19 protein-coding genes, 1 tRNA gene and 1 pseudogene are annotated in these 23,338 nt (G+C 60.5%); 14 read left to right on the top strand and 7 right to left on the bottom strand.

Features of this window, described 5'->3' with window-relative positions; translation table 11 throughout:
- Window positions 1-3: 3 nt before the first annotated feature.
- The 5 genes from fdhE (at window position 4) to ACNYC6_RS00685 (ending at window position 5,583) form a co-directional block, all read left to right on the top strand.
- Window positions 4-930, top strand: a complete 927-nt coding sequence (fdhE, locus tag ACNYC6_RS00705) for a formate dehydrogenase accessory protein FdhE (protein ID WP_419710619.1) — start codon at window positions 4-6, stop codon at window positions 928-930.
- 51 nt (window positions 931-981) lie between these two features.
- Complete coding sequence (selA, locus tag ACNYC6_RS00700; RefSeq protein WP_419710618.1) at window positions 982-2,412, top strand: L-seryl-tRNA(Sec) selenium transferase; 1,431 nt, start codon at window positions 982-984, stop codon at window positions 2,410-2,412.
- A complete protein-coding gene (gene selB / locus ACNYC6_RS00695) occupies window positions 2,409-4,316 on the top strand; it encodes a selenocysteine-specific translation elongation factor (RefSeq protein ID WP_419710617.1) in 1,908 nt (635 codons plus the stop codon). Before selA ends, selB begins: the two co-directional genes overlap by 4 nt.
- A gap of 6 nt (window positions 4,317-4,322) precedes the next feature.
- Window positions 4,323-4,418 (top strand) — tRNA-Sec (locus ACNYC6_RS00690).
- An 82-nt stretch (window positions 4,419-4,500) separates the two neighbouring features.
- On the top strand, window positions 4,501-5,583 hold the full coding sequence (locus ACNYC6_RS00685) for an AI-2E family transporter (protein ID WP_419710616.1): 1,083 nt from the start codon (window positions 4,501-4,503) through the stop codon (window positions 5,581-5,583).
- Window positions 5,584-5,645: 62 nt separating this feature from the next.
- Here the strand turns inward: ACNYC6_RS00685 and ACNYC6_RS00680 are convergent, their stop codons facing one another.
- On the bottom strand, window positions 5,646-6,293 hold the full coding sequence (locus tag ACNYC6_RS00680) for an MliC family protein (protein ID WP_419710615.1): 648 nt from the start codon (window positions 6,291-6,293) through the stop codon (window positions 5,646-5,648).
- Window positions 6,294-6,574: 281 nt separating this feature from the next.
- Between ACNYC6_RS00680 and ACNYC6_RS00675 the strand changes: the two genes are divergently transcribed.
- Both ACNYC6_RS00675 and ACNYC6_RS00670 read left to right on the top strand, forming a co-directional pair.
- Window positions 6,575-8,020 (top strand): mechanosensitive ion channel domain-containing protein, encoded by a 1,446-nt coding sequence (locus ACNYC6_RS00675; RefSeq protein ID WP_419710614.1) that lies wholly within the window; start codon window positions 6,575-6,577, stop codon window positions 8,018-8,020.
- 156 nt (window positions 8,021-8,176) lie between these two features.
- Window positions 8,177-8,824 (top strand): dTMP kinase, encoded by a 648-nt coding sequence (locus ACNYC6_RS00670; RefSeq protein WP_419710613.1) that lies wholly within the window; start codon window positions 8,177-8,179, stop codon window positions 8,822-8,824.
- A 107-nt stretch (window positions 8,825-8,931) separates the two neighbouring features.
- Here ACNYC6_RS00670 and ACNYC6_RS00665 read toward each other — a convergent pair whose 3' ends face one another.
- Window positions 8,932-10,224, bottom strand: coding sequence for a carbohydrate porin (locus ACNYC6_RS00665; protein WP_419710612.1), 1,293 nt, complete (start codon window positions 10,222-10,224; stop codon window positions 8,932-8,934).
- 103 nt (window positions 10,225-10,327) lie between these two features.
- Window positions 10,328-12,763, bottom strand: coding sequence for a glucose/quinate/shikimate family membrane-bound PQQ-dependent dehydrogenase (locus ACNYC6_RS00660; RefSeq protein ID WP_419710611.1), 2,436 nt, complete (start codon window positions 12,761-12,763; stop codon window positions 10,328-10,330).
- Between the two features lie 160 nt (window positions 12,764-12,923).
- Here ACNYC6_RS00660 and ACNYC6_RS00655 point away from each other — a divergent pair, with 160 nt between their 5' ends.
- Window positions 12,924-13,400 carry a DUF2268 domain-containing putative Zn-dependent protease gene (locus ACNYC6_RS00655; RefSeq protein WP_419710610.1) on the top strand — a complete coding sequence of 159 codons (477 nt, stop codon included), beginning with the start codon at window positions 12,924-12,926 and terminating at the stop codon, window positions 13,398-13,400.
- 151 nt (window positions 13,401-13,551) lie between these two features.
- Here the strand turns inward: ACNYC6_RS00655 and ACNYC6_RS00650 are convergent, their stop codons facing one another.
- Window positions 13,552-14,259 carry an SDR family NAD(P)-dependent oxidoreductase gene (locus ACNYC6_RS00650; protein WP_419710609.1) on the bottom strand — a complete coding sequence of 236 codons (708 nt, stop codon included), beginning with the start codon at window positions 14,257-14,259 and terminating at the stop codon, window positions 13,552-13,554.
- Between the two features lie 327 nt (window positions 14,260-14,586).
- Here ACNYC6_RS00650 and ACNYC6_RS00645 point away from each other — a divergent pair.
- The 6 genes and pseudogenes from ACNYC6_RS00645 to ACNYC6_RS00620 all read left to right on the top strand — a co-directional run.
- A pseudogene (locus tag ACNYC6_RS00645) lies at window positions 14,587-14,745 on the top strand (ParA family protein); the annotation flags it as partial.
- A 129-nt stretch (window positions 14,746-14,874) separates the two neighbouring features.
- Window positions 14,875-15,774, top strand: coding sequence for a LysR family transcriptional regulator (locus ACNYC6_RS00640; protein ID WP_419710608.1), 900 nt, complete (start codon window positions 14,875-14,877; stop codon window positions 15,772-15,774).
- A gap of 109 nt (window positions 15,775-15,883) precedes the next feature.
- A complete protein-coding gene (locus ACNYC6_RS00635; protein WP_419710607.1) occupies window positions 15,884-17,014 on the top strand; it encodes an SMP-30/gluconolactonase/LRE family protein in 1,131 nt (376 codons plus the stop codon).
- A gap of 24 nt (window positions 17,015-17,038) precedes the next feature.
- The gene (locus ACNYC6_RS00630) at window positions 17,039-18,028 is read left to right on the top strand and encodes a hydroxyacid dehydrogenase (RefSeq protein ID WP_419710606.1); all 990 of its coding nucleotides are present in this window, start codon (window positions 17,039-17,041) and stop codon (window positions 18,026-18,028) included.
- Window positions 18,025-18,717 (top strand): RraA family protein, encoded by a 693-nt coding sequence (locus ACNYC6_RS00625; RefSeq protein WP_419710605.1) that lies wholly within the window; start codon window positions 18,025-18,027, stop codon window positions 18,715-18,717. Before ACNYC6_RS00630 ends, ACNYC6_RS00625 begins: the two co-directional genes overlap by 4 nt.
- A 39-nt stretch (window positions 18,718-18,756) precedes the next feature.
- Window positions 18,757-20,046 carry a CitMHS family transporter gene (locus tag ACNYC6_RS00620; protein WP_419710604.1) on the top strand — a complete coding sequence of 430 codons (1,290 nt, stop codon included), beginning with the start codon at window positions 18,757-18,759 and terminating at the stop codon, window positions 20,044-20,046.
- A gap of 248 nt (window positions 20,047-20,294) precedes the next feature.
- Here the strand turns inward: ACNYC6_RS00620 and ACNYC6_RS00615 are convergent, their stop codons facing one another.
- From ACNYC6_RS00615 to ACNYC6_RS00605, 3 genes are read right to left on the bottom strand one after another with little or no spacing between them, the layout of a single operon-like run.
- Window positions 20,295-21,053, bottom strand: coding sequence for an ABC transporter ATP-binding protein (locus ACNYC6_RS00615; RefSeq protein WP_419710603.1), 759 nt, complete (start codon window positions 21,051-21,053; stop codon window positions 20,295-20,297).
- Window positions 21,047-22,108 carry a FecCD family ABC transporter permease gene (locus ACNYC6_RS00610; RefSeq protein ID WP_419710602.1) on the bottom strand — a complete coding sequence of 354 codons (1,062 nt, stop codon included), beginning with the start codon at window positions 22,106-22,108 and terminating at the stop codon, window positions 21,047-21,049. The genes ACNYC6_RS00615 and ACNYC6_RS00610 overlap by 7 nt, the downstream gene beginning before the upstream one ends.
- Window positions 22,105-23,292 carry an ABC transporter substrate-binding protein gene (locus ACNYC6_RS00605; RefSeq protein ID WP_419710601.1) on the bottom strand — a complete coding sequence of 396 codons (1,188 nt, stop codon included), beginning with the start codon at window positions 23,290-23,292 and terminating at the stop codon, window positions 22,105-22,107. Before ACNYC6_RS00605 ends, ACNYC6_RS00610 begins: the two co-directional genes overlap by 4 nt.
- Window positions 23,293-23,338 lie beyond the last annotated feature (46 nt).

The raw sequence follows: 23,338 nt of genomic DNA, 5'->3' as shown, positions 1-23,338 counted from the left end.
CCTTTGCCAACCATTCTCGAACCCGGACAAATCGAAGCGGCGGCCAGTTCGCCGCCGTTTCTGCACCTGCCGCCGCACAACCTGTTTACCCTGCGCGCACAACGCCTTGAGCAACTGGCCGTGGATCACCCGCTGGCCGATTACCTGCTGTTGATCGCCGGTTTGTGCCGGGTGCAGCAGCAGATTCTGGACGAGCCGCCGCTGAGCGAACCGCTCGACGCGCAACGCATCGAACTGTGCCAGCAACACGGCTTGCCACCGTTTGCAGCCGACAGCCTGACCCGCGAGGACGATTGGCAGCGCTACCTCGACGCCTTTTTGCAACGCTATGCGATGCCGTCACAACCGGCGGTGTCCGAAGCGCTGGCAACGTTGCGTGACGCCAGTTCGGGCCAACGTCGAGTCTGGGCGGTGGCGCTGGTCAGCGGCCAGTATTCGCTGGTACCGGCAGCGTTGGTGCCGTTCCTCGGTGCAGCCTTGCAGACAGCCTGGAGTCACTGGCTGCTGAGCACGCCGAATCTGCAACTCAAGCCCGGCGACAGCCTCAGTCAATGTCCGTGTTGTGGTTCGCCAGCCATGGCCGGGGTGATTCGAAATCGCGGCAAGCACAACGGTTTGCGTTATCTGGTCTGTTCCCTGTGTGCCTGCGAATGGCATGTGGTGCGGGTCAAATGCGTGTACTGCGAGCAGAGCAAAGGCCTGGAATACCTCAGCCTTGAAGATGATCGCCATGCTGCCAATCAGGCGCCGCTGCGGGCCGAACGGTGCCCGAGCTGCAACAGTTATCTGAAATTGCTCTATCTGGAGAACGACGCTAAAGCCGAAGCGTTGTCGGCGGACTTGAGCAGCCTGATGCTCGACATGCGCCTGGCCCAGGACGGCTATCAGCGTTTGGCACCGAATCTGTTGCTGGCTCCCGGGGACGAATGAGCACAGCGTCTACACTCTGGCGCGACGGTCTTTCGATTTCAGGAGCGCCAGATGTCCGCCAGCGGTGCCAGCCCTAACTTGCGTTTGCCTTCCATCGACCGTTTGTTGCGGCACCCGGCGTGCCAGCCTTTGGCCGAGCGCTATGGGCGCGATGCGTTGCTGGCCATGCTGCGGCAATTGCTCGATGAATTGCGCGAAGCCGTACAGCAGGGGCTGGTGCAGGCGATTGAAGTCAGCCCTGAAGTGCTGGCGGGGCGGGTAGGCGAACGTCTACAGGTTCAACACCGCAGCCATGTACGCCGCGTGTTTAACCTTACCGGCACCGTACTGCATACCAACCTCGGGCGAGCGTTACTGCCGGATGAAGCCATAGAAGCGGTGCAAGTGGCCGCACGCTATCCGCTGAATCTGGAATTCGACCTGCACAGCGGCAAGCGTGGCGACCGCGATGATTTGATCGAAGGCTTGATCCGCGAACTCACCGGTGCCGAAGCCGTGACCGTGGTCAACAACAATGCCGCCGCGGTACTCCTGACCCTTAACAGTCTCGGCGCACGCAAGGAAGGGATCATCTCCCGAGGCGAGCTGATCGAAATCGGTGGCGCGTTTCGCATTCCCGACATCATGGCCCGCGCCGGGGTAAAGCTGCATGAAGTCGGCACCACCAACCGCACCCATGCCCGCGACTACGAAGCCGCCATCGGCCCACGCAGCGGTTTGATCATGCGCGTTCACGCGAGCAACTACAGCATTCAGGGTTTCACCACGAGTGTGCCCACCGCTGAACTGGCGCAACTGGCCCACCAGCATGGCCTGCCGCTGCTCGAAGACCTGGGCAGCGGAAGCTTGCTGGACTTGACACGCTGGGGCTTGCCCGCCGAACCGACGGTGCGCCAGGCACTGTTCGATGGCGCCGATATCGTCACCTTCAGCGGCGACAAATTGCTTGGCGGTCCGCAGGCCGGGTTGATTGTCGGGTGCAAAGACCTGATCGCCAAAATCAAGAAGAACCCGCTCAAACGCGCATTGCGGGTCGACAAACTGACCCTCGCCGCCCTCGAAGCGGTGCTGGGTTTGTATCGCAATCCGGATCGACTGGCCGAACGACTGCCGAGCCTGCGTCTGTTGACCCGGCCACAGGCCGACATCCTTGCCCAGGCCGAACGCCTGCAACCGTCGCTGGCCACACGTCTGGGCGAAAACTGGAGCGTCAGGGCGTTGCCCGCGCAAGGGATGATCGGTAGCGGCAGCCAACCGGTGGCGCGCCTGCCGAGTGCCGCGTTATGCCTGCGCCCGAATACCAGCAAGCGGTTGCGCGGACGATCGCTGCTGGATCTGGAAACGGCCTTGCGTGGTTTGCCGATCCCGGTGCTCGGGCGCATCGATGACGACGCCTTGTGGCTGGATGTGCGGCAACTGGACGACGAACCCGCGTGGTTGGCGCAACTTGATCAATTGCATGTGGAGGGCCGGGCAGGGTGATTGTCGGCACGGCTGGGCACATCGACCACGGCAAGACTGCACTGCTTCAGGCTCTGACCGGGCAGGCCGGTGATCGGCGGCGGGAAGAGCGCGAGCGCGGCATGACCATTGACCTCGGTTATCTCTACGCCGCGCTGGAACCGGGCGCGCCTCTGACCGGCTTCATCGATGTGCCCGGTCATGAACGGTTCACCCACAACATGCTCGCCGGGGCGCAGGGCATCGATCTGGTGCTGCTGGTGGTGGCAGCCGATGACGGTGTGATGCCGCAAACCCGGGAGCATCTGGCCATCGTCGAACTGCTGGGTATTCCACATGCCGTGGTGGCGGTCACCAAGTGCGACCGGGTCGAACCGTCACGGGTGGCAGAGGTGCGCGAGCAGGTCAGCGGATTGTTGGCGCCCGGGCCTTACGCCGATGCGCCGCTGATTGAACTGTCGAGCGTGACCGGGCAGGGTGTCGACACCTTGCGTCAGACGTTGCTGCAAGCTCAGCACGAAGTCGCGCAACGCAGTCTTGAAGGTGGTTTTCGGCTGGCAATCGACCGGTCATTCAGCGTGGCCGGCGCGGGTGTCGTTGTCACCGGTACGGCAGTGTCCGGGCAGGTTGCAGTGGGCGATACGCTGACACTCGGTCCGCTCGGAAAAACCGTTCGCGTGCGCGGGTTGCACGCGCAGAATCAGCCCGCCGAAGGCGCGATGGCCGGGCAACGCGTGGCGTTGAACCTGAGTGGCGAACGGTTGGCGCTGGAGCAGATTCATCGCGGTCAGTGGCTCTCGGCCGAGTGGTTGTACGCGCCGACCCAACGCCTGGACATCGACTTGCAGTTACTGCCGAGTGAACCGCGCGCCTTCGAGCATTTTCAGTCAGTGCACGTGCATCTCGGCACACAGGATGTGACGGGACGCGTGGCGTTGCTGGAAGGATCGAGCCTGGCGCCGGGCGAGCGGATGTTCGCGCAAATCCTGTTGAACGTGCCGGTGCAGGCGGTGAAGGGCGATCCGTTGATCCTGCGCGACCAAAGCGCGCAGCGCACACTGGGCGGCGGACGGGTGCTGGATCCGTTCGCCCCCAGCCGACATCGACGCAGCCCTGAGCGATTGGCGCAGCTACAGGCATTGGCACTCAGCACGCGTCTGGAAGAGGTGCTGCCGGTATTGCTGGCCAACAGCGAAATCGGGTTCGATCCGCAACGTCTGGAGCGCCAGTTCAATCACCCGCGAGCGAACTGGCTACTGCCCGATGACGTGCAACTGGTCGAAACCCGGCAGGCACCGGTCTTGTTCAGCGTCGGCCGTTGGCAGGCGTTGCAGGCCGAAGTGGTGCAACACCTGGCTCGTTTTCATGAACTGGAACCGGATCAAATGGGACCGGATCGCGATCGCTTGCGACGGTTCATCGCAAGCACGCTTGATCGCTCGACGTTTCTGAGCCTGCTCGACGATTTACTCGCCAGTTACACCATCGCCGCCAACGGCCCATGGCTGCATTTACCCGATCACCAAGTGCGCCTCAGTGAAGCGGACGAAGCCCTGTGGCAAACATTGCAACCGGCGTTCGAGGCGGCTGGGCTCAATCCGCCGTGGGTGCGCGAGTTGGGTCACGACGAAGCCACTGTGCGTGCGCTGCTACGGAAAATGGCCCGGTTGGGTTTGCTGCATCAAGTGGTCCGCGACCTGTTTTACCCGGCCTCAACGATCCAGCGTTTGGCGGCTATGCTGTTGCAACTGGCCGATGGCAATCCGGTGATCGAGGTGGCAGCGTTTCGCGATGCGGTGGGCCTGGGCCGCAAGCGCAGCATCCAGATTCTCGAATACTTCGACCGCCTCGGCCTGACTCGGCGGGTGGGTGATCGCCGGCAGATTCGCCACGACAACGCCTTGGCCCGGCTGACAGAACACTGATTTCAAGGAAGGTAATCGCGCCCGGTGGCGCGGCCGGGCTTCAAACCCGGTTGGGGACGGCATCCGTTCCCGGGCAGGTTCGACTCCGGCTACCTTCCGCCATTACGCCTCGCGTTCACAAGCGAAAACAGACTTAACGTCTATGCTGGGCTAACCAGTCACAGTGAATTGTCAGGAGATATCCATGGAACCCATTCCGCTGTCAGCGAAGGCCTTGTCCCGCGGATTGCTTGACGTGTTGATTCGCGCCGGACTGATTGTCGTTCTGGTGCTGTTCTGTTTTCAGATTTTCAGTCCGTTCCGCGACTTGATGCTGTGGTCGGTGATCCTGGCAATCACCCTGTACCCGTTGCAACAACGACTGCGAGGTCCATTAGGGCAAAAGGACGGCCGTATTGCGACATTGATCGTGATCGTGGCCATCGCCATCCTGATGGTGCCGATCTATCTGTTGGGCACCTCGATTGCCGATTCCGTGGAAAGCGCCATGAGCGTGGTCAAGGACGAAGGCGTGCACATTCCGGCGCCGGCGGCGTCCGTGGCTGAATGGCCGCTGGTGGGCAATCAGGTGTTTGCGCTGTGGCAGCAAGCGGCCACCGATCTTCCGGGGCTTACGGCCAAATACATACCGCAAATCAAGGGCGTCAGCCTCGGCCTGCTGGGCAAACTGGCAGGTGTCGGCATGGGCTTTCTGACGTTCATTTTCTCGCTGATCATCGCCGGGATTTTCATGGCCTACGGTGAAGCCGGCAGCCGCGCCTCGGTGCAGATCGCTTCGCGGGTCAGCGGGCCGGACAGAGGCGTGAGTGTCGCTGCGTTGTGCACCGCCACCATCCGTGCCGTGGCGCTCGGGGTGGTCGGTATCGCATTCATTCAAATGTTGTTGGTGGGGCTCGGCTTTGTGTTGAAGGGGGTTCCCGGTGCCGGCCTGCTGGCATTGGCCATTTTGCTGCTGGGCATCATGCAGCTGCCGGCAACATTGGTGACCGTGCCGGTGATTGCTTACGTGTTCGCCACCGAAGGGCCCAGCACCGCAACCATCGTATTCGCCATCTACGTCTTCGTTGCGGGACTGGTGGACAACGTGCTCAAGCCCTTGCTGCTGGGCCGTGGTGTCGACGTGCCGATGCCGGTGGTACTGATCGGCGCCCTCGGTGGCATGGTCACCAGCGGGATCATCGGTTTGTTCATCGGCCCGGTGGTACTCGCGGTCGGTTATCAGCTCTTCTGGCAATGGGTACAGGATCCGCCACCGGCAGCCTCATGACAGGACGGATTGGCGGCTATACCGGTTGCCGGTGTGGTCGCCAGAACCATGCAGCGTGAACATCAACCCGTTGGCTCGACCGTACAACTCAGCGCTGCCGAGCCTGGTTTCTGGAAGACAGCGTTATTGCCGTCCTGCCGGAAGCTGTAGCTGCCCTGGAAATCCTTGCCGATGTATTGGGTGCCGAAATCGCTCGGCACCTGGTTCAGCGTGATCGCACTTTTCGCCCACGTCAGGTAAACGACGCCCGGCTGCGTGGTAAAGAACGTGGCGGCCAGCAGCGCATTCAGCCCGGCACAGCGAAACGCCAGGGGGCCTTCGGTGAGCCTGCTGGGATCCTTGGTTCTCACGATTGCCGAGCCTTGGCGTAACTGATGCGCTCGCTTGGCATAACTTTGGATCGTGCACGCCTTGATGTCAGCCTGTGAGGCGCACTGATTACGGTCTTCGACCCAGAATTGCTGATCGATCAGGACCTTATCCGGGAGCGGAACTGAATGTTCATCCGTGAGCGCCAGGCGATAGAGACGCATCAATTCGATATCCATCTGCGCCAGTTGCGAGTCGCGACAGATCAGTTTTTCAACAGTGGCGGTGGCCGTGGCGCAGTCGTAGCTGGTGGTGAAAGGCGGAGCGTGTGCGCAGGGGACCGTCGCCAGGCAAATGCTGGCAGAGAGCACAGAGGCGAAACAGGCCGTGACCTTTTTCATGTTGGCGTTACCCAGATCACCGGATTGCCTTGGGACCCATCGATCCTTTGCATAGTCATTCATACGCGTTGGGTGTATCGCAGTGTAAGTCAGTGTTCAGAACTTGCCACGTCTGCTGACGGCTGGGTTGCATGCCCCGGCCAGTGATCGTCAACAAAGACAGGCGCATTTGCGTCGAACCGGCAATCACTTTCGGGTGGCCTGACTATCATTCAAGGGCGGGTAGTAGCGTGTAGGTCCGCGGCGCAGCGGTGATCATTGGCCTGAGCTGGAGATACCTGATGCTGTCCTTGTTCTCTGAACGTCCATTGATCTTCGGCCTGGGCTTGATCCTGATCGATATGGTGATGTGGCGTGTCGTCGGTTCCCACCGGTACAACTGGAAAGTGCTCGCGCGGCTGGTCATTTTTTCGTTGTACAGCGCACTGTTATTCCATGAAGGCTTGAGTCCATGGGAGCCGGCGCCTCCGATCGATGACGCACCGCTGCAGTTTGCGCACACGGTGCTGCAAATCATGTGGTGGTTGTTCGGCGCGCGTACCCTCACGGTGATGATCGGCGCCGTAATGATGTATCGGGTAGGGCACACCGGGCGGTTACTTCAGGACTTGCTTGGGGCCGTGATTTTCCTGGTTGCGGTGATCGCCGCGCTGGCATATGTGCTCAATCTGCCGGTCAAGGGGGTTCTGGCCACCTCCGGTGCCTTGGCGATCATTGTCGGTCTGGCCCTGCAAAGCACCCTCAGCGATGTATTTTCCGGCATCGTTCTGAACACCACCAAGCCCTATCAAATCGATGACTGGATTGCTATCGACGGCACCGAGGGCCGGGTGACCGATATCGATTGGCGCGCTACGTTCCTGCAAACGTCCCAAGGCAGCATGATCGTGATTCCCAACTCGATGGCGGCCAAGGCCAAGATCACCAACTTCAGCCGGCCCAGCGATATGTTCGGGGTCTCGATCAGTTTGCTCATCAGCCCCCTTGTGCGTCCGAACCGGGTGTTCGATGCGCTTGAAAGGGCATCGCAGGGCTGCCGCATTCTGCTGACCAAACCGGCCCCCAAAGTGACGATCAAAAGTACCGGCAGCAATGGCGTGGAATACGAAGTCAGTGGCTTCGTGGTGTCGATGGATCAGAAACGCACCGTGCGCAACCAGTTATACGATCTGGCGTATCGGCATCTACAGGCAGCCGGTATCAACTGGTTGTCGACGGTTGAATCGAGTTTGCCCCTGGCGCAGTCAAAAGAGCGTTCGCTGCTGGACAACTCGAGTATTTTCGCGACGACGTTGAGTGAGGAGGAGAAGGATGACGTCAGCCAGAACATGACCCGGCAAATCTTTGAGCCGGGCGAAATCATTTTGCCCGCCGGACAGGTCAGCGAACACCTGTACATTATCGAATCGGGGGTGGTGACGGTGGCGTTGAGCCGTGCAGGCGTCAAGTTCGAAGCGGGGCGCATGGGGCCGGGTGAAGTCATTGGTGAAGGCGGGATCGTCTCGGGTACGGCGCTGCCAGCGGAATTCGCCGCCCTGACGTTCTGTCATCTGTACCGGATCGAGAAGGAGTTCTTCAGACCGTGCGTCGAGGCCCGCCATGACATCGGCGTGGCGATGAAGGCGTTGCTGGAATTCCGTTTGCAGGTTGCCAAGACGATGACGCAGGAAGAAGCCAAGGTCATTGAGAAAAAGGGCTTCTTGCAGTGGCTGCGTAGCCGGGTGTGATGCGGCGCGCACACGGCCCAGGTCATTATTCACAAGCTCCCTCCTGACGCATGATTTAACCTATGAACCAAGGGCCCATCACTCGATTCGCGTAGTCCAAGCGGTTGCAGCGAACGAACACGGCGAAAAAACCGAATATCAATCGTAATGTGAAGAATGAATCGTTCGCTGTTTGTTTCCCTGGATGGCCCCAAGGGCGCCGGTAAAACCACATTGTTGGAAGCCGTTACGAGAGCACTGAGGGCAGACAACAAAAAAGTGATCCGGCTTTGCGAGAAAAAAAGCGACCCTTTTCGGGGGGAAACAATGACCCTCGTTAACCAACTCGTCAGAAATCCCACGCGGGAATTGGAGTTGGAGGTCTGTGAGCGCTTGGCTGATAGCCGTACCTGGATTTCCCGGCACGTCCTGGCTAAACAGCCACCCGACAGCATCGTCTTGATCGATCGCTGGTACCCGTCTGATGCGGCGTTTCGCCGTGTAGTCCCGTTTGCAGAAATTCTGCAGTTGAACCTTGATCGAAACGTGCGAGTGCCAGACCTGCTTGTCGGGGTTGTCACCGATCCTGATATTTCATGGGCGAGGGCAGCGGCACGACGGCGCGGGCTGAGCAGCACTGTGATGCATAAGCTGGAAGAACATGTCGCTTGTACCATGGCTTTCGAGCGAGCGGTTGCTGATCACGGCTGGGTGTTATGCCGTAATGAAGGAACGATCGAAGAGGCAACGAAGCAAGTGGTTTCTGAGATCTATAGAGTCCTTCAATGCTCCGAAGGTGAAGTTTGCCGGTCTCCCGTTAGCTAAGTCCAAAACCGGCACGCGCAAGCCATCGCGCTCTGGTGATCCTCTGATGGCGGCCTGGCGATTTTCGCAAGCCGCCTTTGAAGTGACGGATACGCAGGAACAAGCGCTCAGAGCGCAGCTTTCACCTGCAACCCAAGCACCAGTGCATTGTCGATGTCTTGCCCGGAAAACGCGCCGGGTTCGATGATGTATTGCACATTCGGGCGCAGTGTCAGCCAAGGCGTGGCCTGGTAGCCGTAGCCAAGCTCGATCAGTTGTTCGGCACTGTCCAGGTTCGGGAACGTGGTGCCGTTGGCCAGCGCGGCGTCCTGCTGGACATCCCGGCTGCGTGGATTGGGTACGGCACGGCCATAGCCCAGAGCAACGGTGTCACGCGGGCGACCTTCGAACGGTTTGTACAGAACCACGCCGGTGCCGTACCACTTGCTGAACGGTGAAGCCGCTTCGCTCGCCGCCGAGTATTGGCCGAAGGCGTGCAGACTGCGGCCCTCGGACGATTGCGAACGCCACACGGCCTGATCGATCAGCAGGTAATGACCGCCGCGGCCGGACACTTCTTTATCGCTGCCGATGCGTTGCACGTCGGAACTGTCGTAGTAGTAGCCCACCTTGTACTCGCCGGGCAGCTCACCGGCGTGCTTGTACACCAGTTCGATCGGCACCACGGTGCCCGTCGTATGTTTCGGGCCCAGGTGCCAGGCACGGCTGGAATTGCCGTTGCTCTCCGGATCGACATTGAAGGCCGCCACACGCAGCTGCCAGGACGACGACAGGTCGTATTTCACGCGCACGCCCAAGTGGGCGTTGGGATAGTTAGTCCAGCCACTACCGCCGGACATGTTCAGCGGATGGCCGCAGAAACCGGCGTTCATGAAGTTGCAGAGAATGCCACTGTCCAGGCCACCGAGGTCGTTGCCCATGGCCATGTAACCCAGCTTCACGTTGAGGGCCGGGGTGAACAGGCTGCGCTCGTAACTCAGTTCAGTCAGGCGGGTGTAGAGACCGCCGTAGTTTTCCTGGATGGGCAGACGGTTGCCGACCAGATCCTCGGAGGCGCTGTTGCCACGTCGGTCATTGATGGTCAGCTGGATCTTGCCGGCGTTATCCACGCCATACAGTTTGCTCAGGTCGAACTGCGCGCCGAGCTTGATGTTCTGCGAGTAACGGGCCGAGCGGTGCAGGCCGCCATCGGCGTTGTAGGCGGTTTCGCCGCTGTAATCGCCGGTGAATTTGATGCCGTCCTGATCCATCTGGTGGCGCAGGCCACCCCAGTCACCGGTCAGGGTATTGCGGGTCAAAAGGTTCGAGTCGGTATCGGCGAAGGCGGGAAGGGTGGCGCTGCAGGTCAGGCCCAACAACAAGCCCCAGCCTGCATGAGAAAAGCGAACAGCCACAAACATGTGAGTCTTCCTGGTGGAATCTTGAATGATTTCGCAAAGCGGCGCGGCACCCACAGGTGCCGCGCACAGAGAGATTGCCCGCCAGAGAGACGGGCACAGCGGCTTACGGCAAGGCGTAGGCCATCACGTAGTCGCCGCGATCAGTCGACTGGCGCGCACCACCGGCGGTGATGACGATGTACTGCTTGCCGGTTTTCGGCGAGACAAAGGTCATCGGGCCGCCCTGGCTACCGACTGGCAGGCGAGCTTTCCACACCTCTTCACCGTTGCCGCTGTTGAAGGCGCGCAGGTAGAAGTCCTGAGTGCCGGCGATGAAGATCAAGCCACCTTGAGTCGACAGGGTGCCGCCGAGGGTCGGCAGACCAATCTTGATCGGCAGGTGCATGCGGATACCCAAGGGACCTGTGTCTTCAACGGTGCCGACCGGAACCTGCCAGGCGACTTTCTGCGTCTTCATGTCGATGGCGGTCAGCGTGCCGAACGGCGGTGCCTGACAAGGAATGCCGGCCACCGACAGGAAGCGGTTTTTGTTCACCGCATACGGCGTGCCCTTGAGCGGCACGGCGCCCATGCCGGTGTTCAGCGCTTCGCCACCGGACGCGGCCTGAGCTTTGTTTTGCGACGGGATCATCTGAATCCACAGACCCAGACGCATGTCGTTGACGAAGATGAAACCGTGCACAGGGTCCGTGGAGATACTGCCCCAGTTCATGCCACCCAGCGAACCTGGGAAGCTCAGGGATTTGTCGGTACCCGGCGCGGTGTACAGGCCGTCATAACGCATCGATTTGAAATCGATACGGCACAACAGTTGATCGTACGGCGTTGCACCCCACATGTCGGATTCGGTCAGGTGCGGAGCACCGATCTGCGGCATGCCCACTGATTTCGGCTGGGTTGGCGAGTACGGTTCGTTAGGGATGTCTGCAGCTTTGACCGGTACTTCCTCAACCTTGGTCAGTGGCTTGCCGGTGGCACGATCAAGCACGTAGATCTGCCCAGCCTTGGTGCCGATGACCAGCGCCGGTACGGTTTTGCCGTCCTTGGTGAAGTCGATCAGGCTCGGCTGCATCGGCAGGTCGAAGTCCCAGAGGTCGTTGTGAACGGTCTGAAAGACCCAGCGTTCTTCGCCGCTGGTGGCGTCCAGCGCCAGGATCGAGGCGCCGTAGGTGTGATCGAGCTTGCTGCGTTCGACACCATAGATGTCGGTGGAAGAACTGCCCATCGGCAGGAACACCGTGTTGGTCGCCGGGTCGTAGGACATCGGCGCCCAGCTGTTCGGTGTGCTGCGCACATAAGAACTGCCGTCGGCCGGCGCGTTGCGATCCTGCGGATTGCCGGGGTCGAAGGCCCAGCGCATGGCGCCGGTGATCACATCAAACCCACGAATCACGCCACCCGGCATGTCGGTTTGCACGTTGTCAGCTACGCGACCACCCACCACCACGGTGGTGCCGGCCATCAACGGAGCCGAGGACAACTGATAGTAACTGTCCGGGACGTTACCCAGTCCAGCCTTCAGGTCCACCTGGCCGTTGTTGCCAAAACCCTGGCAGAACTCGCCGGTGTCAGCATCGACCGCAATCAGGCGGGCATCAATGGTGTTGGTCAGCAGACGACGCTGGCAATTGGCTGCCGGCGCCGGTTTGGCTTCGATGATCGTCGAGTTGCCCGGCTGAGCGATGGCGGTGGTGGCGTCGAAATACGCCATGCCACGGCAACGCTGCCAGACTTTCGACTGAGCGTTGATCGAGTTCTTCCACAGTTCCTTGCCGCTGTCGGCATCGAGCGCGATCAAGTTGTTGTGCGGGGTGCAGATGAACACCTTGTTACCGATCTGCAGCGGGGTGAGCTGGTCTTCGGCGCCATTGCCATCGCTCTCGGCGACGTCACCGGTGTGGTACGTCCACGCGACTTTCAGCTTGTCGACGTTCGTGCGATTGATCTGATCCAGTGCTGCGAAGCGGCTGCCACCTTCGGTATTACCGTAGTGAGCCCAGTCCTTTTGCGCCTTGTCTGGCTCAACCGGCGTCAGGCCAGGGCCAGTGCCGGTGGCAGCAACAGTCGGGTGCGCGACGAACATGTTGCCGGCGGCTACGGCCAGACTGATCGCCAGCACAGCAGCAACGCCGTAAGCGCCACGTCCTGGAACGCTACCGTTGGCACGCTTGAGCAACGGGTAAACCAGCGTCACAGCCAAACCGACCGCGCTGAACATGAACAGGCGCGAAAACACTGGCCAGAATTCCCAACCGGCATCGCTCACAGCCCAGATCGCTGTCCCGACCAGAAACGCAGCGAACAACCAGGCACCGGCCAATTTGAAGCGAGCGATCAGTAGACCGGAAACGGTCATCACCAGCCCGCCCACCAGGAAGTACCAGGACCCTCCCAGGCTGACCAATTTCATGCCGCCGGCGGCCAATGCCAAGCCGAGGAGGGCGATGATCACGCCCAGCCCGACCAGAATGAATTTTGATATGCCCGAGAGGCTTTGACTCTGCTTCACGTTAAGTGTCCCTTTGAAAGATCTGCGCATTATATGGGTAGCTAACTATCTAGTTAAATCATAAATTCAGAATTAAGCGTAGTTCGCTGCTCAATGACGCGCGTGATCGAAGACCTGCGCGGCTCAAGGATTTGCAGGGATCGTTGAAATGTTAGCAAAAGGCTCTTTTTTGTCAGGGGGGAGCGGATTTATGACAGGTATAGATCGCGGCGTAGTCGTGCGAATTGAACGGAGTCAGCCGACGATTTACCGACGTATGACTGGACGCGGAACGGTTTCGACAACGCGCCTTGCCATTCCGAGCGGCTCCGATGCTGCCTGCTGGGATGGGCCAGATTATGGATCATCATTAGGCGAAGCGCTTGTTTCGGAGGGGCTGGCGGGCGTTTTTGCACAGGAAGTCTGTGGTGGTTTACCTGAACCTTGGGAGCGCCTCGATGTGTCTGACATTCGACGCCTTGTCGCAATGGCGGAGAGCGACTGGAGTCGCAATGATTATGGCCACGACGCGTGGTTCTTTGGTGCAGCCGACCTCCCGAGATGGCTGGGCTATTCCCTTGGATTTCAGCTCGTAAAACGATTCCTGCTGGAGCATGAGGGCAGCACCTCTTCCCGTCTCGTGGAGATGGAGGCAGAAGCGTTTCGTGGCATGCTTGCAGTGATCTGAGGCGTTCAGGTTCAGGTTATCAAGAAGGTTCCGCCAGTCATCCTTGTAAACATGTTGCCGCATTAACAGCGGGGCGATGGCACCCGGATAAAAAGCCGCGTGCCAGCCGTACAAGGAATCAGCGCGGCCTCAATAGCGCTTGACCATCACGCTATCGACCGGCGCTTTGGCCGCCGTCAACGTGCAGGATTTCTCCCGTGATGAACTCCGCCGAATCCAGGAAGAGGATAGCGCTGGCGATCTCGCACGCTTCGCCCATGCGTCCCAGCGGATGAAGAGAAGCCAGCATTTCGTAGTATTCCTCCGTATGCATAGGCGTCTTAGTGACACCCGGTGCAACGGCATTAACGCGAATGCCTTGCTTCGCGTACTCAATCGCCAGAGATCTGGTCACGGCGCTCAAGCCACCCTTGGTCAGCGCGGCCAAGGCGGTATGCGCGCCGCTGATGCCGTTTTCTATGCTGCCGGTAACGGTAACCACATGACCGCTCCCGTGCTTTTCCATTTCGGCAATGGCCCGTTGGGTGATGTGAAAAAAACCAGACATGTTTACGTTCATGACGGCGTTGTAGTCTTCGATGGAGTGCTCAGTAAAAGGCTTGCCGATGTAGATGCCGGCGTTATTCACCAGCGTGTCGATTCGGCCAAATCGCGCGACAGCTTCGCTAACGACACGCTGTGCAGTCGCCGGATCACCGATATCTCCGGCTACCGTCAGGATGTTCGGATCGTCCGACGGTTTGATCGTGCGGGACGTCGCGACTATCCGATAGTTGAGCGCGAGGAATGCCTTGACGACTTCAGCACCAATCCCTTGTGACGCTCCGGTAACGATGACGACCTTTTGTGGTGCACTCATGGTTTTGCTCCAAAAATGTACGTGTTTGGCTTTGACGCCGATCAGGCCGACGACTCTGTAGCACTCGCTTGCTCTGCCATCAACGCGCGGGTAATTGGGAGCGATGCAGAACCACTGACGAAGTGCGGCCTTGACGCAAGTTTAAAGACCAGGTTGTTGGTGTCTGTCATGCATTGGTAATGCCTGTAGATACATGCGTATGAGCGTCTTAGCACTCAGGTATGTGTGGCGCTGTTCAAGCTGGCGTTCGAGCACGAGTTGATCCACCGTTGTTGCCAGGATCTCACTGATCCGATCTGACGCCTTGAGAACCGTTGCCTCTAATGGATTAGTACCGATTTTGAAGTGGGTCAGTCTTGCGCCGTCTGGTGGATTAATTTGGCATCGGTGTCTACATACAGGACGCTTCTGGTGGATCTCGATCCTCAGGCGAACTCGACCCAATGCCTGACAGGAGTGACCGGCGAGGATATCCCCAACGGCATCCATGGGCCCGGCGACTGATACCCGGCTGATAGGCCTCGCGCGGCAGCAACAAAGCGTTGTAGCGTGCGCAAAATCGCGCAACGTCATAGTATTCCCTCCCCACGACCTGCCACGGAGCCGCATCGCCCCATGAGCGTCAACCTGCAAATCCGCGACCTGGTCTACTTCATCAAGGTTGCCGAACTGGGCCACCTGGGCCGCGCCTCCGAAGCCCTGCACATTTCTCAGTCCGCGCTTTCCAAGTGCATCGACCGCCTGGAAAGCGCCTACGACGCCGAGCTGTTCGAGCGCATCGGCCGTGGTATCCGCCTCACCGATGCGGGCCAGTTGCTGCGTGATCGTTCGTTGCAAATCGAGCGCATGCTCGATGAAACCCACCGGCAAACCTCGTCGTTGGGCAAGGGCCTGGCGGGCACGATAAGGGTGGGGGCGGCGGCCACCACGGCGGAATACCTGATGCCCCGTGCCTGTCGTCTGTTACAGGAAGAGGCGCCGGCGGTTGTGCTGGATTTGCAGATCGGTATGAACGACGTGCTGCACGATTCCTTGCGCAAGGGACTGTTGGACATCGTGGTAGGGCCGTTGGGCACCCGCGATGATGACTTGCTGGAGCAACGCATTGCCGATGACGAAGTGGTGGTGGCAGCCATTGCCAATCACCCGCTGGCGGGGCAGGCCTTTGCCATTCAAGCGTTGTGCGAATACCGCTGGATCTTGTCGTCGCCTTCGGTGGCCACGCGCCAATGGCTGGAAGGGGTGTTCGAACACCATGGCTTGCCACCGCTGCAAGTGGCCATCGTCACCAGCTCCATCGCGGCGGTGCCCAACCTGATCGCCGAAACCGGCTTGCTGAGTTTTGTTTCACGCCAATACCTGCAAGCCGGCCACCACGCCCATGGGTTGGTGGAGCTGCACAATCCCGTCACCACCATGCGCCGCAGCCTGGGCGTTGTCAGAAGGGCAGATGGTTATTTGTCGCCGGCCACACGGCGCTTCATCGACATCCTGCAAACGGTAAATCATTCCTGACGGGAAAGATTTGTTGAAAATACGCTAATAGATTCGAACGGTTGCCCGCGTGATACTTCCGGCACGCCCCGCCTAGGGGCCCTAAAAATAAGAAGCCGGAGTTACCACCATGCCACTGAGCAAGCCTCTACTGCTGTCCGTCGCGCTGTTGTGTCCGCTGCTGGCCAAGGCGCAGGACGTGCTGCCGCCGCAACTGCCCACCCAGCAAGATAGCCGATTGATCGACGTAGCCACCTCGCGACACATCTGGAACGGTGCCGCGGTCACGGTCGATGGCCGCACCTTCGTGTCCCTCACCCAATCCGAAGGCCCCGGCACCTCCCTGGCCGAGATCGGCAAAGACGGCCAATTGCATCCCTACCCGGATGCCCAATGGAACACCTGGAATGCGGCCGAGCCGGGCCAGCACTTTTTGCACGTGAATGCGCTGCGGGTCGGCCCCGACGGAAAATTGTGGGCCGTGGATGCCGGCAACACCGGGATCAACACTGGTGCCCATGCGGTACCGGGGGCGGGCAAACTGGTGAAAATCGACCTGGCGAGCAACCGTGTCGAGCAGGTGTACACCTTTGCCAGCCCCGTGCAGCAAGACAACAGCTATTTCGATGACGTGCGCTTCCACGGTCGCCTGGCCTACCTCACCGACCCCGGCGCGGTGCGCCTGGTGGTGCTGGACATGGACAGCGGCCAGGCGCGCACGGTGCTGGAAGGCCATGAGCTGTCTATCGACCATCTACCAATGTTCGCCGACGGTAATAAGCTGTTCATCCCCAATGGCCAGGAAAAACGCGTGGGGCTGGACCAACTGGAAGTCTCGCCCGACGGCAAGTACCTGTACTACCAGGCCATTCCCGGCCCCTTGGCGCGCATCGAAACCCGCTACATCGACGACCCAAAGCTTGCGGCCCGCGAAGTGGAAAAACACGCTGAACATTGGCTCGACACATGGAGTACCGGCGGCACTGCCATTGATGCGGCGGGCAACATTTACGCCTCGGACGTGAACACCCGCAGTGTCAAACGCATCGCACCGGACAAGACCGTGAGCACGGTGGTGGCCGACCCTCGGCTGATCTGGGTCGACGCGCTGTGGATAGAGGGCGGCTACCTGTACCTGCCTGCCGCACAGATCAACCGCACCCCGGCCACGACCGCAGGAAAACCCTCGACCGTGGACTACCCGGTGCACCTCTACAAGATCCGTATCGACGCCAAACCGTCGCCGTTGGATCACGCCTGAACCCTGTTTAAAAAGGTCTAATCCATGCCCCATACCCTCCTGGTCACTGCCCCCACGCTGGCTCAGGCCGGCCTTGACCTGCTCGCTGCCCATGACTGCCGGGTGTTGTTCATCCCGGCGGGGCAGGGCGCTGCAGACATCGAGCAACTGATGGCCCGCGAGCCTATCGACGCGGTGATCTCGCGCACCCTGGACCTCAGCGCGGCGGCCATTGCCGGATGCCCCACGCTGAAGGTGATCTCCAAGCACGGCGTGGGCGTGAGCAATATCGCCGTGCCGGCGGCCACCGAGCGCGCAATCCCGGTGTACGTGACGCCGGGCGCCAACGCCCAGGCGGTGACTGAGATGACCCTGGCCCTGATGTTCGCCGCGGCGCGCAAGGTCAACTGGATGGACAGCGAAATGCGCGCGGGGCGTTGGTCCCGGGCCCAGGACGGCCTTGAGTTGAGCGGTCGCACGTTGGGCCTGATCGGCTTTGGCCAAGTCGCGCGACGCGTCGCCCAGGCTTGCCAGGCCATCGGTATGCCGGTTCTGGTCTATGACCCGTTGTTGCCGGCCGATGCCGACCTGCAGGGCGCGGAGCGGGTCGCGACCCTGGCGCAACTGCTGCCACGCACTCAGGTACTCAGCCTGCACGTTCCGCTCACGGCCCAAACCCGCGGCTTCATCGGTGCCGAACAACTGGCGCTGCTGCCCCGCGATGCGCTGCTGATCAACACCGCCCGTGGCGAGGTGATCGACGAACCGGCACTGGTGCAGGCCCTGCGTGATCGTCAGTTGTTCGCGGCGGGCCTGGACACCATGGCGGTCGAGCCACTGCCAGCGAACAGTCCGCTGCTCACGCTGGACAACGTGGTGCTGACCCCGCATGTCGGCGGTTCTACCCCGGCGGCGCTGGCGGCGATGGCCCGGGGCGCGGCGCAGAACGTGCTGGCCTACTTGAATGGCACTCCGGTGGCGATCAGCGCCTGCGTCAATCCATCTGTCTTCAACCAATCAGGAGGTGTGCAATGAGCACTTCACAACAATGGCCAGCCGGCTACCGCATCAACCCACGGGTCGACAGTCTGCCAGCCGACCTGATCGAAGCCTATCGCAGCATCCCGGTGGCGGTCGCCGGTGACTGCATGGGTCGTAGCATTGGCGCTCGTGGCTTGCGCATTTACCACGGCGACCTGGGCCTCAAGCTCTGCGGGCCGGCCTTCACCCTGCGCGTACGCCCTGGTGACAATCTGATGGTGCACAAGGCATTGATGATGGTGCAGCCCGGCGACGTGCTAGTGATCGATGGCGGTGGTGACGTCAGCCAGGCGGTGATTGGCGGACTGGTACGCACCACGGCGTTGCGGGTCAAGTTGGGCGGCATCGTTATCGATGGCGCGGTGCGAGACCTGGAGGAACTGGCCGAAGGCATCATCCCGGTGTTTGCCGCCGGCCACACCCACCGCGGCCCGAGCAAGGATGGCCCAGGTGAAATCAACATCCCCATCGCCTGCGCCGGCCTGTGCGTGTTGCCCGGCGACCTGGTTTTGGGCGACGCCGATGGGGTCATCGCCATTCCCGCGCAAGACGCCGCCGCGTTACTGCCCAAAACCCTGGCGCACCTGGAGCGCGAGGCGGGCATCCGCGAAACCAACCAGGCGGGTACCGCCGACCCCGAGCGCTTTGATTCGCTGCTGCGTGCCAAGGGCTTGCCAGTCTGATTCATTGCCCTGAACAACTATAAGAAACGGGAACCCGCCATGCTCATGCTGCTCAGCTTCCTCATGTTGGCCTGCTTTATCTATTTCTTGATGAGCAGGAAGCTCTCGGCCCTGACCGCGTTGATCCTGATCCCCACTGCGTTCGCGTTGCTGGGCGGCTTTTACGCTGACCTGCCCAAGTACGTGATCGATGGGGTGAAGATGGTCGCGCCCAACGGCGTGCTGATGATCTTCGCCATGCTGTACTTCCTGACCATGACCGAGGCCGGGATGTTCGACCCGCTGGTATCGCGCATCGTCGGCGCGGTGAAAGGCGATCCGGTGCGCATCTTTATCGGCACCGTGGCACTGGCCTTCATTGTTGCGTTGGACGGCGATGGGGCAACTATCTACATGATCGTGCTGTCGGCCTTCCTGCCGATCTACAAGCGCCTGGGCCTGTCGTTGCCGATGGTGTGCTGCCTGCTGTTGCAAGTGGCGGGGTTGGGCAACATGGTGCCGTGGGGTGGGCCGACAGCACGGGCGGCCACCGCCATGCACGTGGACGTGGGCGAGATGTTCGTGCCCATGTTGCCGGCGCTGCTGGGCTGTGTGGCGTGGACCTTCTTGCTGGCCTATATGTTTGGCCGACGCGAGCGCGCGCGGTTGGGCGGGGCGATCGACCTCAACGGTGACTTTGCCGACCGCAACGAGCACCGCGGGCCGGGTGGCTGGCGTTTCTATTTCAACTGGGCGCTAACCGCCACCTTGCTGGTGGGCCTGTGCCTGGAAGTGCTGCCGCTGAGCTACCTGTTCATGGTGGCCGCGTGCATCACACTGGTGGTCAACTTTCCGTCGCTCAAGGCCCAGCATGACCAACTGGCCTTGCACGCGCCACCGATACTGGCGGTGTCCAGCCTGATCTTCGCCGCCGGAGTATTCACCGGTGTGCTCAACGGCGCGGGCATGGCCAACGCGGTCGCCAATGGCCTGGTGCAGGTGGTGCCCGAGAGCTTCGGGCCCTACATGGCGTTGATCACAGCCTTGCTCAGCATCCCGGTGACCTGGCTGGTGTCCAACGACGTGTTCTATTTCGGCATCCTGCCGATCCTCGCACAAACCGCCCAGCACCATGGCATCACGGCCATCGAAATGGCCCGCGCCTCCCTGGTGGGTCAACCGGTGCACATTCTCAGCCCCCTGGTGGCCTCCACTTACCTGGTGGTCAGCATGCTGGACCTGGACTACGCCGAGAACCAACGATTTACCCTCAAATGGTCGGTCATCAGCAGCTTGATCCTGTTGGCCATTGCCTTGCTGACGGGCATCGTGCCGCTGTTCGCCCACTGACTTTCCAATCTGCGAGACCCACGTATGCACGCTTTTCCAGACGCCATCAACTGGTCTGCCTTGCCGCAAATCATCGTGTTGGACCTGTTGCTCGGCGGTAACAACGCGATCGTCATTCGGCCGTACAGTTGTCATCATGCAAGCGCATACACCAATGGGCGGCTTGAGTGAGGATTTGTTCGTCCAACGCGCAAGGCTTAACAGGACTGCATTAAAGAGGGCAGTATTCTCAGCATCCGGTTGATTCATCATAAAACGATATCGTCGATCAGGATGTGGTGCTCCCCGCGACTGCATTTCTCGATCCTCGCCTCGACCTTATAGACGTTGCGAAGCATCTGTTCAGTAATCACCTCATGGCACGGACCGCTGCCTTGAGTTGTTCCCTGCGCGATCACCAACACCTGGTCGGCAAACCGCAGGGCCTGATTCAGGTCGTGGATCGCTATGAACACGACTACCTCGCGTTTACGAGCCAGCGCGCGCATGAAGTTCAGCACCTGTACCTGTCGATGCATGTCGAGTGCGCTGGTCGGTTCGTCCATCAACAGCACTTCCGGTTCGCGCACCAGGGTTTGTGCGATCGACACTAACTGCTGCTGACCGCCGCTGAGTTCTCCGAGGTTGCGGAAGGACAATTCGGTGATCCCGAGTGCGCCGAGAATCTCGTCCACCAATCTCAATTCATCGTCGTGGACAACCCAGCCGGGTGTCAGTTGTTTGCGCGCCAGCAACACTGATTCGTAGACCGTCAGTCGGGCACTGGCATTCAGCCCCTGAGGCATGTAGCTGATGCCCTGATGGCCCTTTTTCGCATCTTGCAGGATGACCTGGCCCGGCCCGTCGATCAGTCCGGCCATGCGTTTGAACAACGTCGACTTTCCCGCTGCATTGGGCCCGACCACTGCGACTACCTGACCGCCCATGAAGGCGGCAGTGGTGACGCCGGAAATGATTTCGCGCTGCCCGTAACGGGCACCGAGGTTCTCAAGCTGGATATTCACCATGAGTTTTTCTTCCCGCTGAGAATCAGAGATATGAAGAACGGTACGCCGATCAGTGAGGTGACCACGCCGATTGGAAAAATGGCGCCGGGGATCAGGGTTTTGCTGACCACCGAACTGGCGGACAGAATCAACGAGCCGGTCAGCAATGAAGCCGGCAGGAAGAAGCGTTGATCTTCGCCAATCAGCATCCGCGCGATGTGCGGGCCGACTAGCCCGATAAAACCGATGGTGCCGACAAAAGCCACCGGGAACGAGGCGAGCAGGCTGACCATAATCAGCGTCTGAAAACGCAAGCTGCGCACGTTGACCCCGAAACTTGCGGCCTTGTCATCACCCAAGCGCAACGCAGTCAGTGCCCAGGCGCGTTTGGCGAAGATTGGCAGGGTGATGAGGATCACAAGGCAGATCACGCCCAGTTTGGGCCATGTGGCTTTGGTCAGGCTGCCCATTGTCCAGAACACCACGGCGGCCACGGCTTGCTCGGTCGCGAAGAACTGCACCAGCGCCAACAGCGCATTGAACGTGAACACCAGCGCAATGCCGAGCAGCACGATGGTTTCGGCGGTGACGCCGCGACGCATACTCAAGAAGTGGATCAACAGCGCCGACAACATGGCCATTATGAACGCGTTCAACGGCACCATGAACTGCGCTGCCAGCGGGAACAGCGCGACACCGAACGCCAGCCCCAAAGCCGCACCAAAACTGGCGGCGGCGGAAATGCCCAACGTAAACGGACTGGCCAACGGGTTGTTGAGGATCGTCTGCATCTGGGCGCCAGCCAGCGACAACGCCGCGCCGACGGCGACGGCCATCAGGGCTACCGGCAGGCGGATGTCCCACATCACCACGCGCACTTGCGGTGAAGCGCTGTCTGGCGAGAACAGTGCGCCGAGCACTTCGCGCAAGCTGTAACTCGCCGGCCCAAGAGCCAGGTCGAGCAATACGCTGCACAACAGCAAGATCACCAGCCCGAGGAGAATCAGGCGTTTACGCAGCACCAGGCGACGATAGGTTTCGCGCTGGACGACCACGGCGTCGGTCAATGAGCTCATGGTTTTACCTCAGGCTGGCGCAAGCTGACAAAGTAACCGGACTCATAGGGCACCGGCAGGAAGCGCTCATGCAGTTCGCGAAATGACGCGTCCGGATCCAGATCAGCAAACAGCGTCGGATGGAACCATTTCGCCAATTGCTGGATGGCCACGAACTGGTAGGGGCTGTTGTAGAACTGATGCCAGATGGCGTGAAAGGCGTGATCGTCCTGAGCCTTGATCCCGGCGTAGGCTGGACGCTGGGTGTACCAGGCGAGTTTTTTCCTGGCTTGCGCCATGTCCGCGCCCGGGCCGACACCGACCCAACGGCCGCCGGGGGCGAAGGCTTCCCAGTTGGCGGTGGTGACGACGACATGCGCCGGGTTGGAGACGATGACTTGCTCGGGGTTCAACTGGCCGAACGTGGTGGGAATGATGCGGCGGGCGATGTTGTTGCCGCCGGCCATATCGACGAACAGTCCGAAGTTTTCGTTGCCGAAACTCAGGCAGCAATCATCGGTGTAGCCTCCGATGCGCTCAATGAACACGCTGGGGCGGGGCGGGTGATGTTTCTCGATGACGTCGGTCACGCGACGAATCTGCTGGTTGCGAAAATCGATGAAGGCTTCGGCACGCTGCTCTTTGGCGAACAGTTGGCCGAACAGGCGCATGGTCGGCTCGGTGTTCTGGATCGGGTTGTTGCGAAAGTCGACGTAAACCACTGGGATGCCCAAGGCGTCGAGCTTCTCGATGTAGCGCGCATCTTCGGTCGCATGCTGCGCTTCAATATTGAGGATGATCACGTCCGGGCGCTGGGAGATGGCCTGCTCGATATCGAACGTGCCGTCCTCAAACCCACCGAAGGTGGGGATTTTTGCGATGTCGGGGAATTTGCGCAGGTAGGCGCCGTAGGTGTCGGGGTCCGACTGGATCAAATCCTTGCGCCAGCCGACGATGCGCTCTATGGGGTTTTGTGTGTCCAGTGCGGCGACCAGGTACATCTGGCGGCCTTCACCCAGAATCACGCGTCTGACCGGCAAATGCACCTTGACCTTGCGCCCCAGCAGATCGGTCACCTCGGTGAGCGCCGGATCCGCTTCCGCGGCGAGCACGCTGCGCGGTGCGAAGGAAAGCACTACCAGGCTCAGCAGTCCTGCCAGTAGCAGTGCAGCGAACGTGTGGCTGCGTCGATCAAAAGTCACCATGGTCAAAGCCTTTGCAAAAGCCAGAACGGTCAACGGCTTATACCGC

This window comes from Pseudomonas sp. NFX224 (genome assembly GCF_048565165.1).
Classification (GTDB): domain Bacteria; phylum Pseudomonadota; class Gammaproteobacteria; order Pseudomonadales; family Pseudomonadaceae; genus Aquipseudomonas.
Note: the sequence above shows the minus strand (reverse complement) of the source record. Positions and strands in the feature narration are given on the sequence as shown.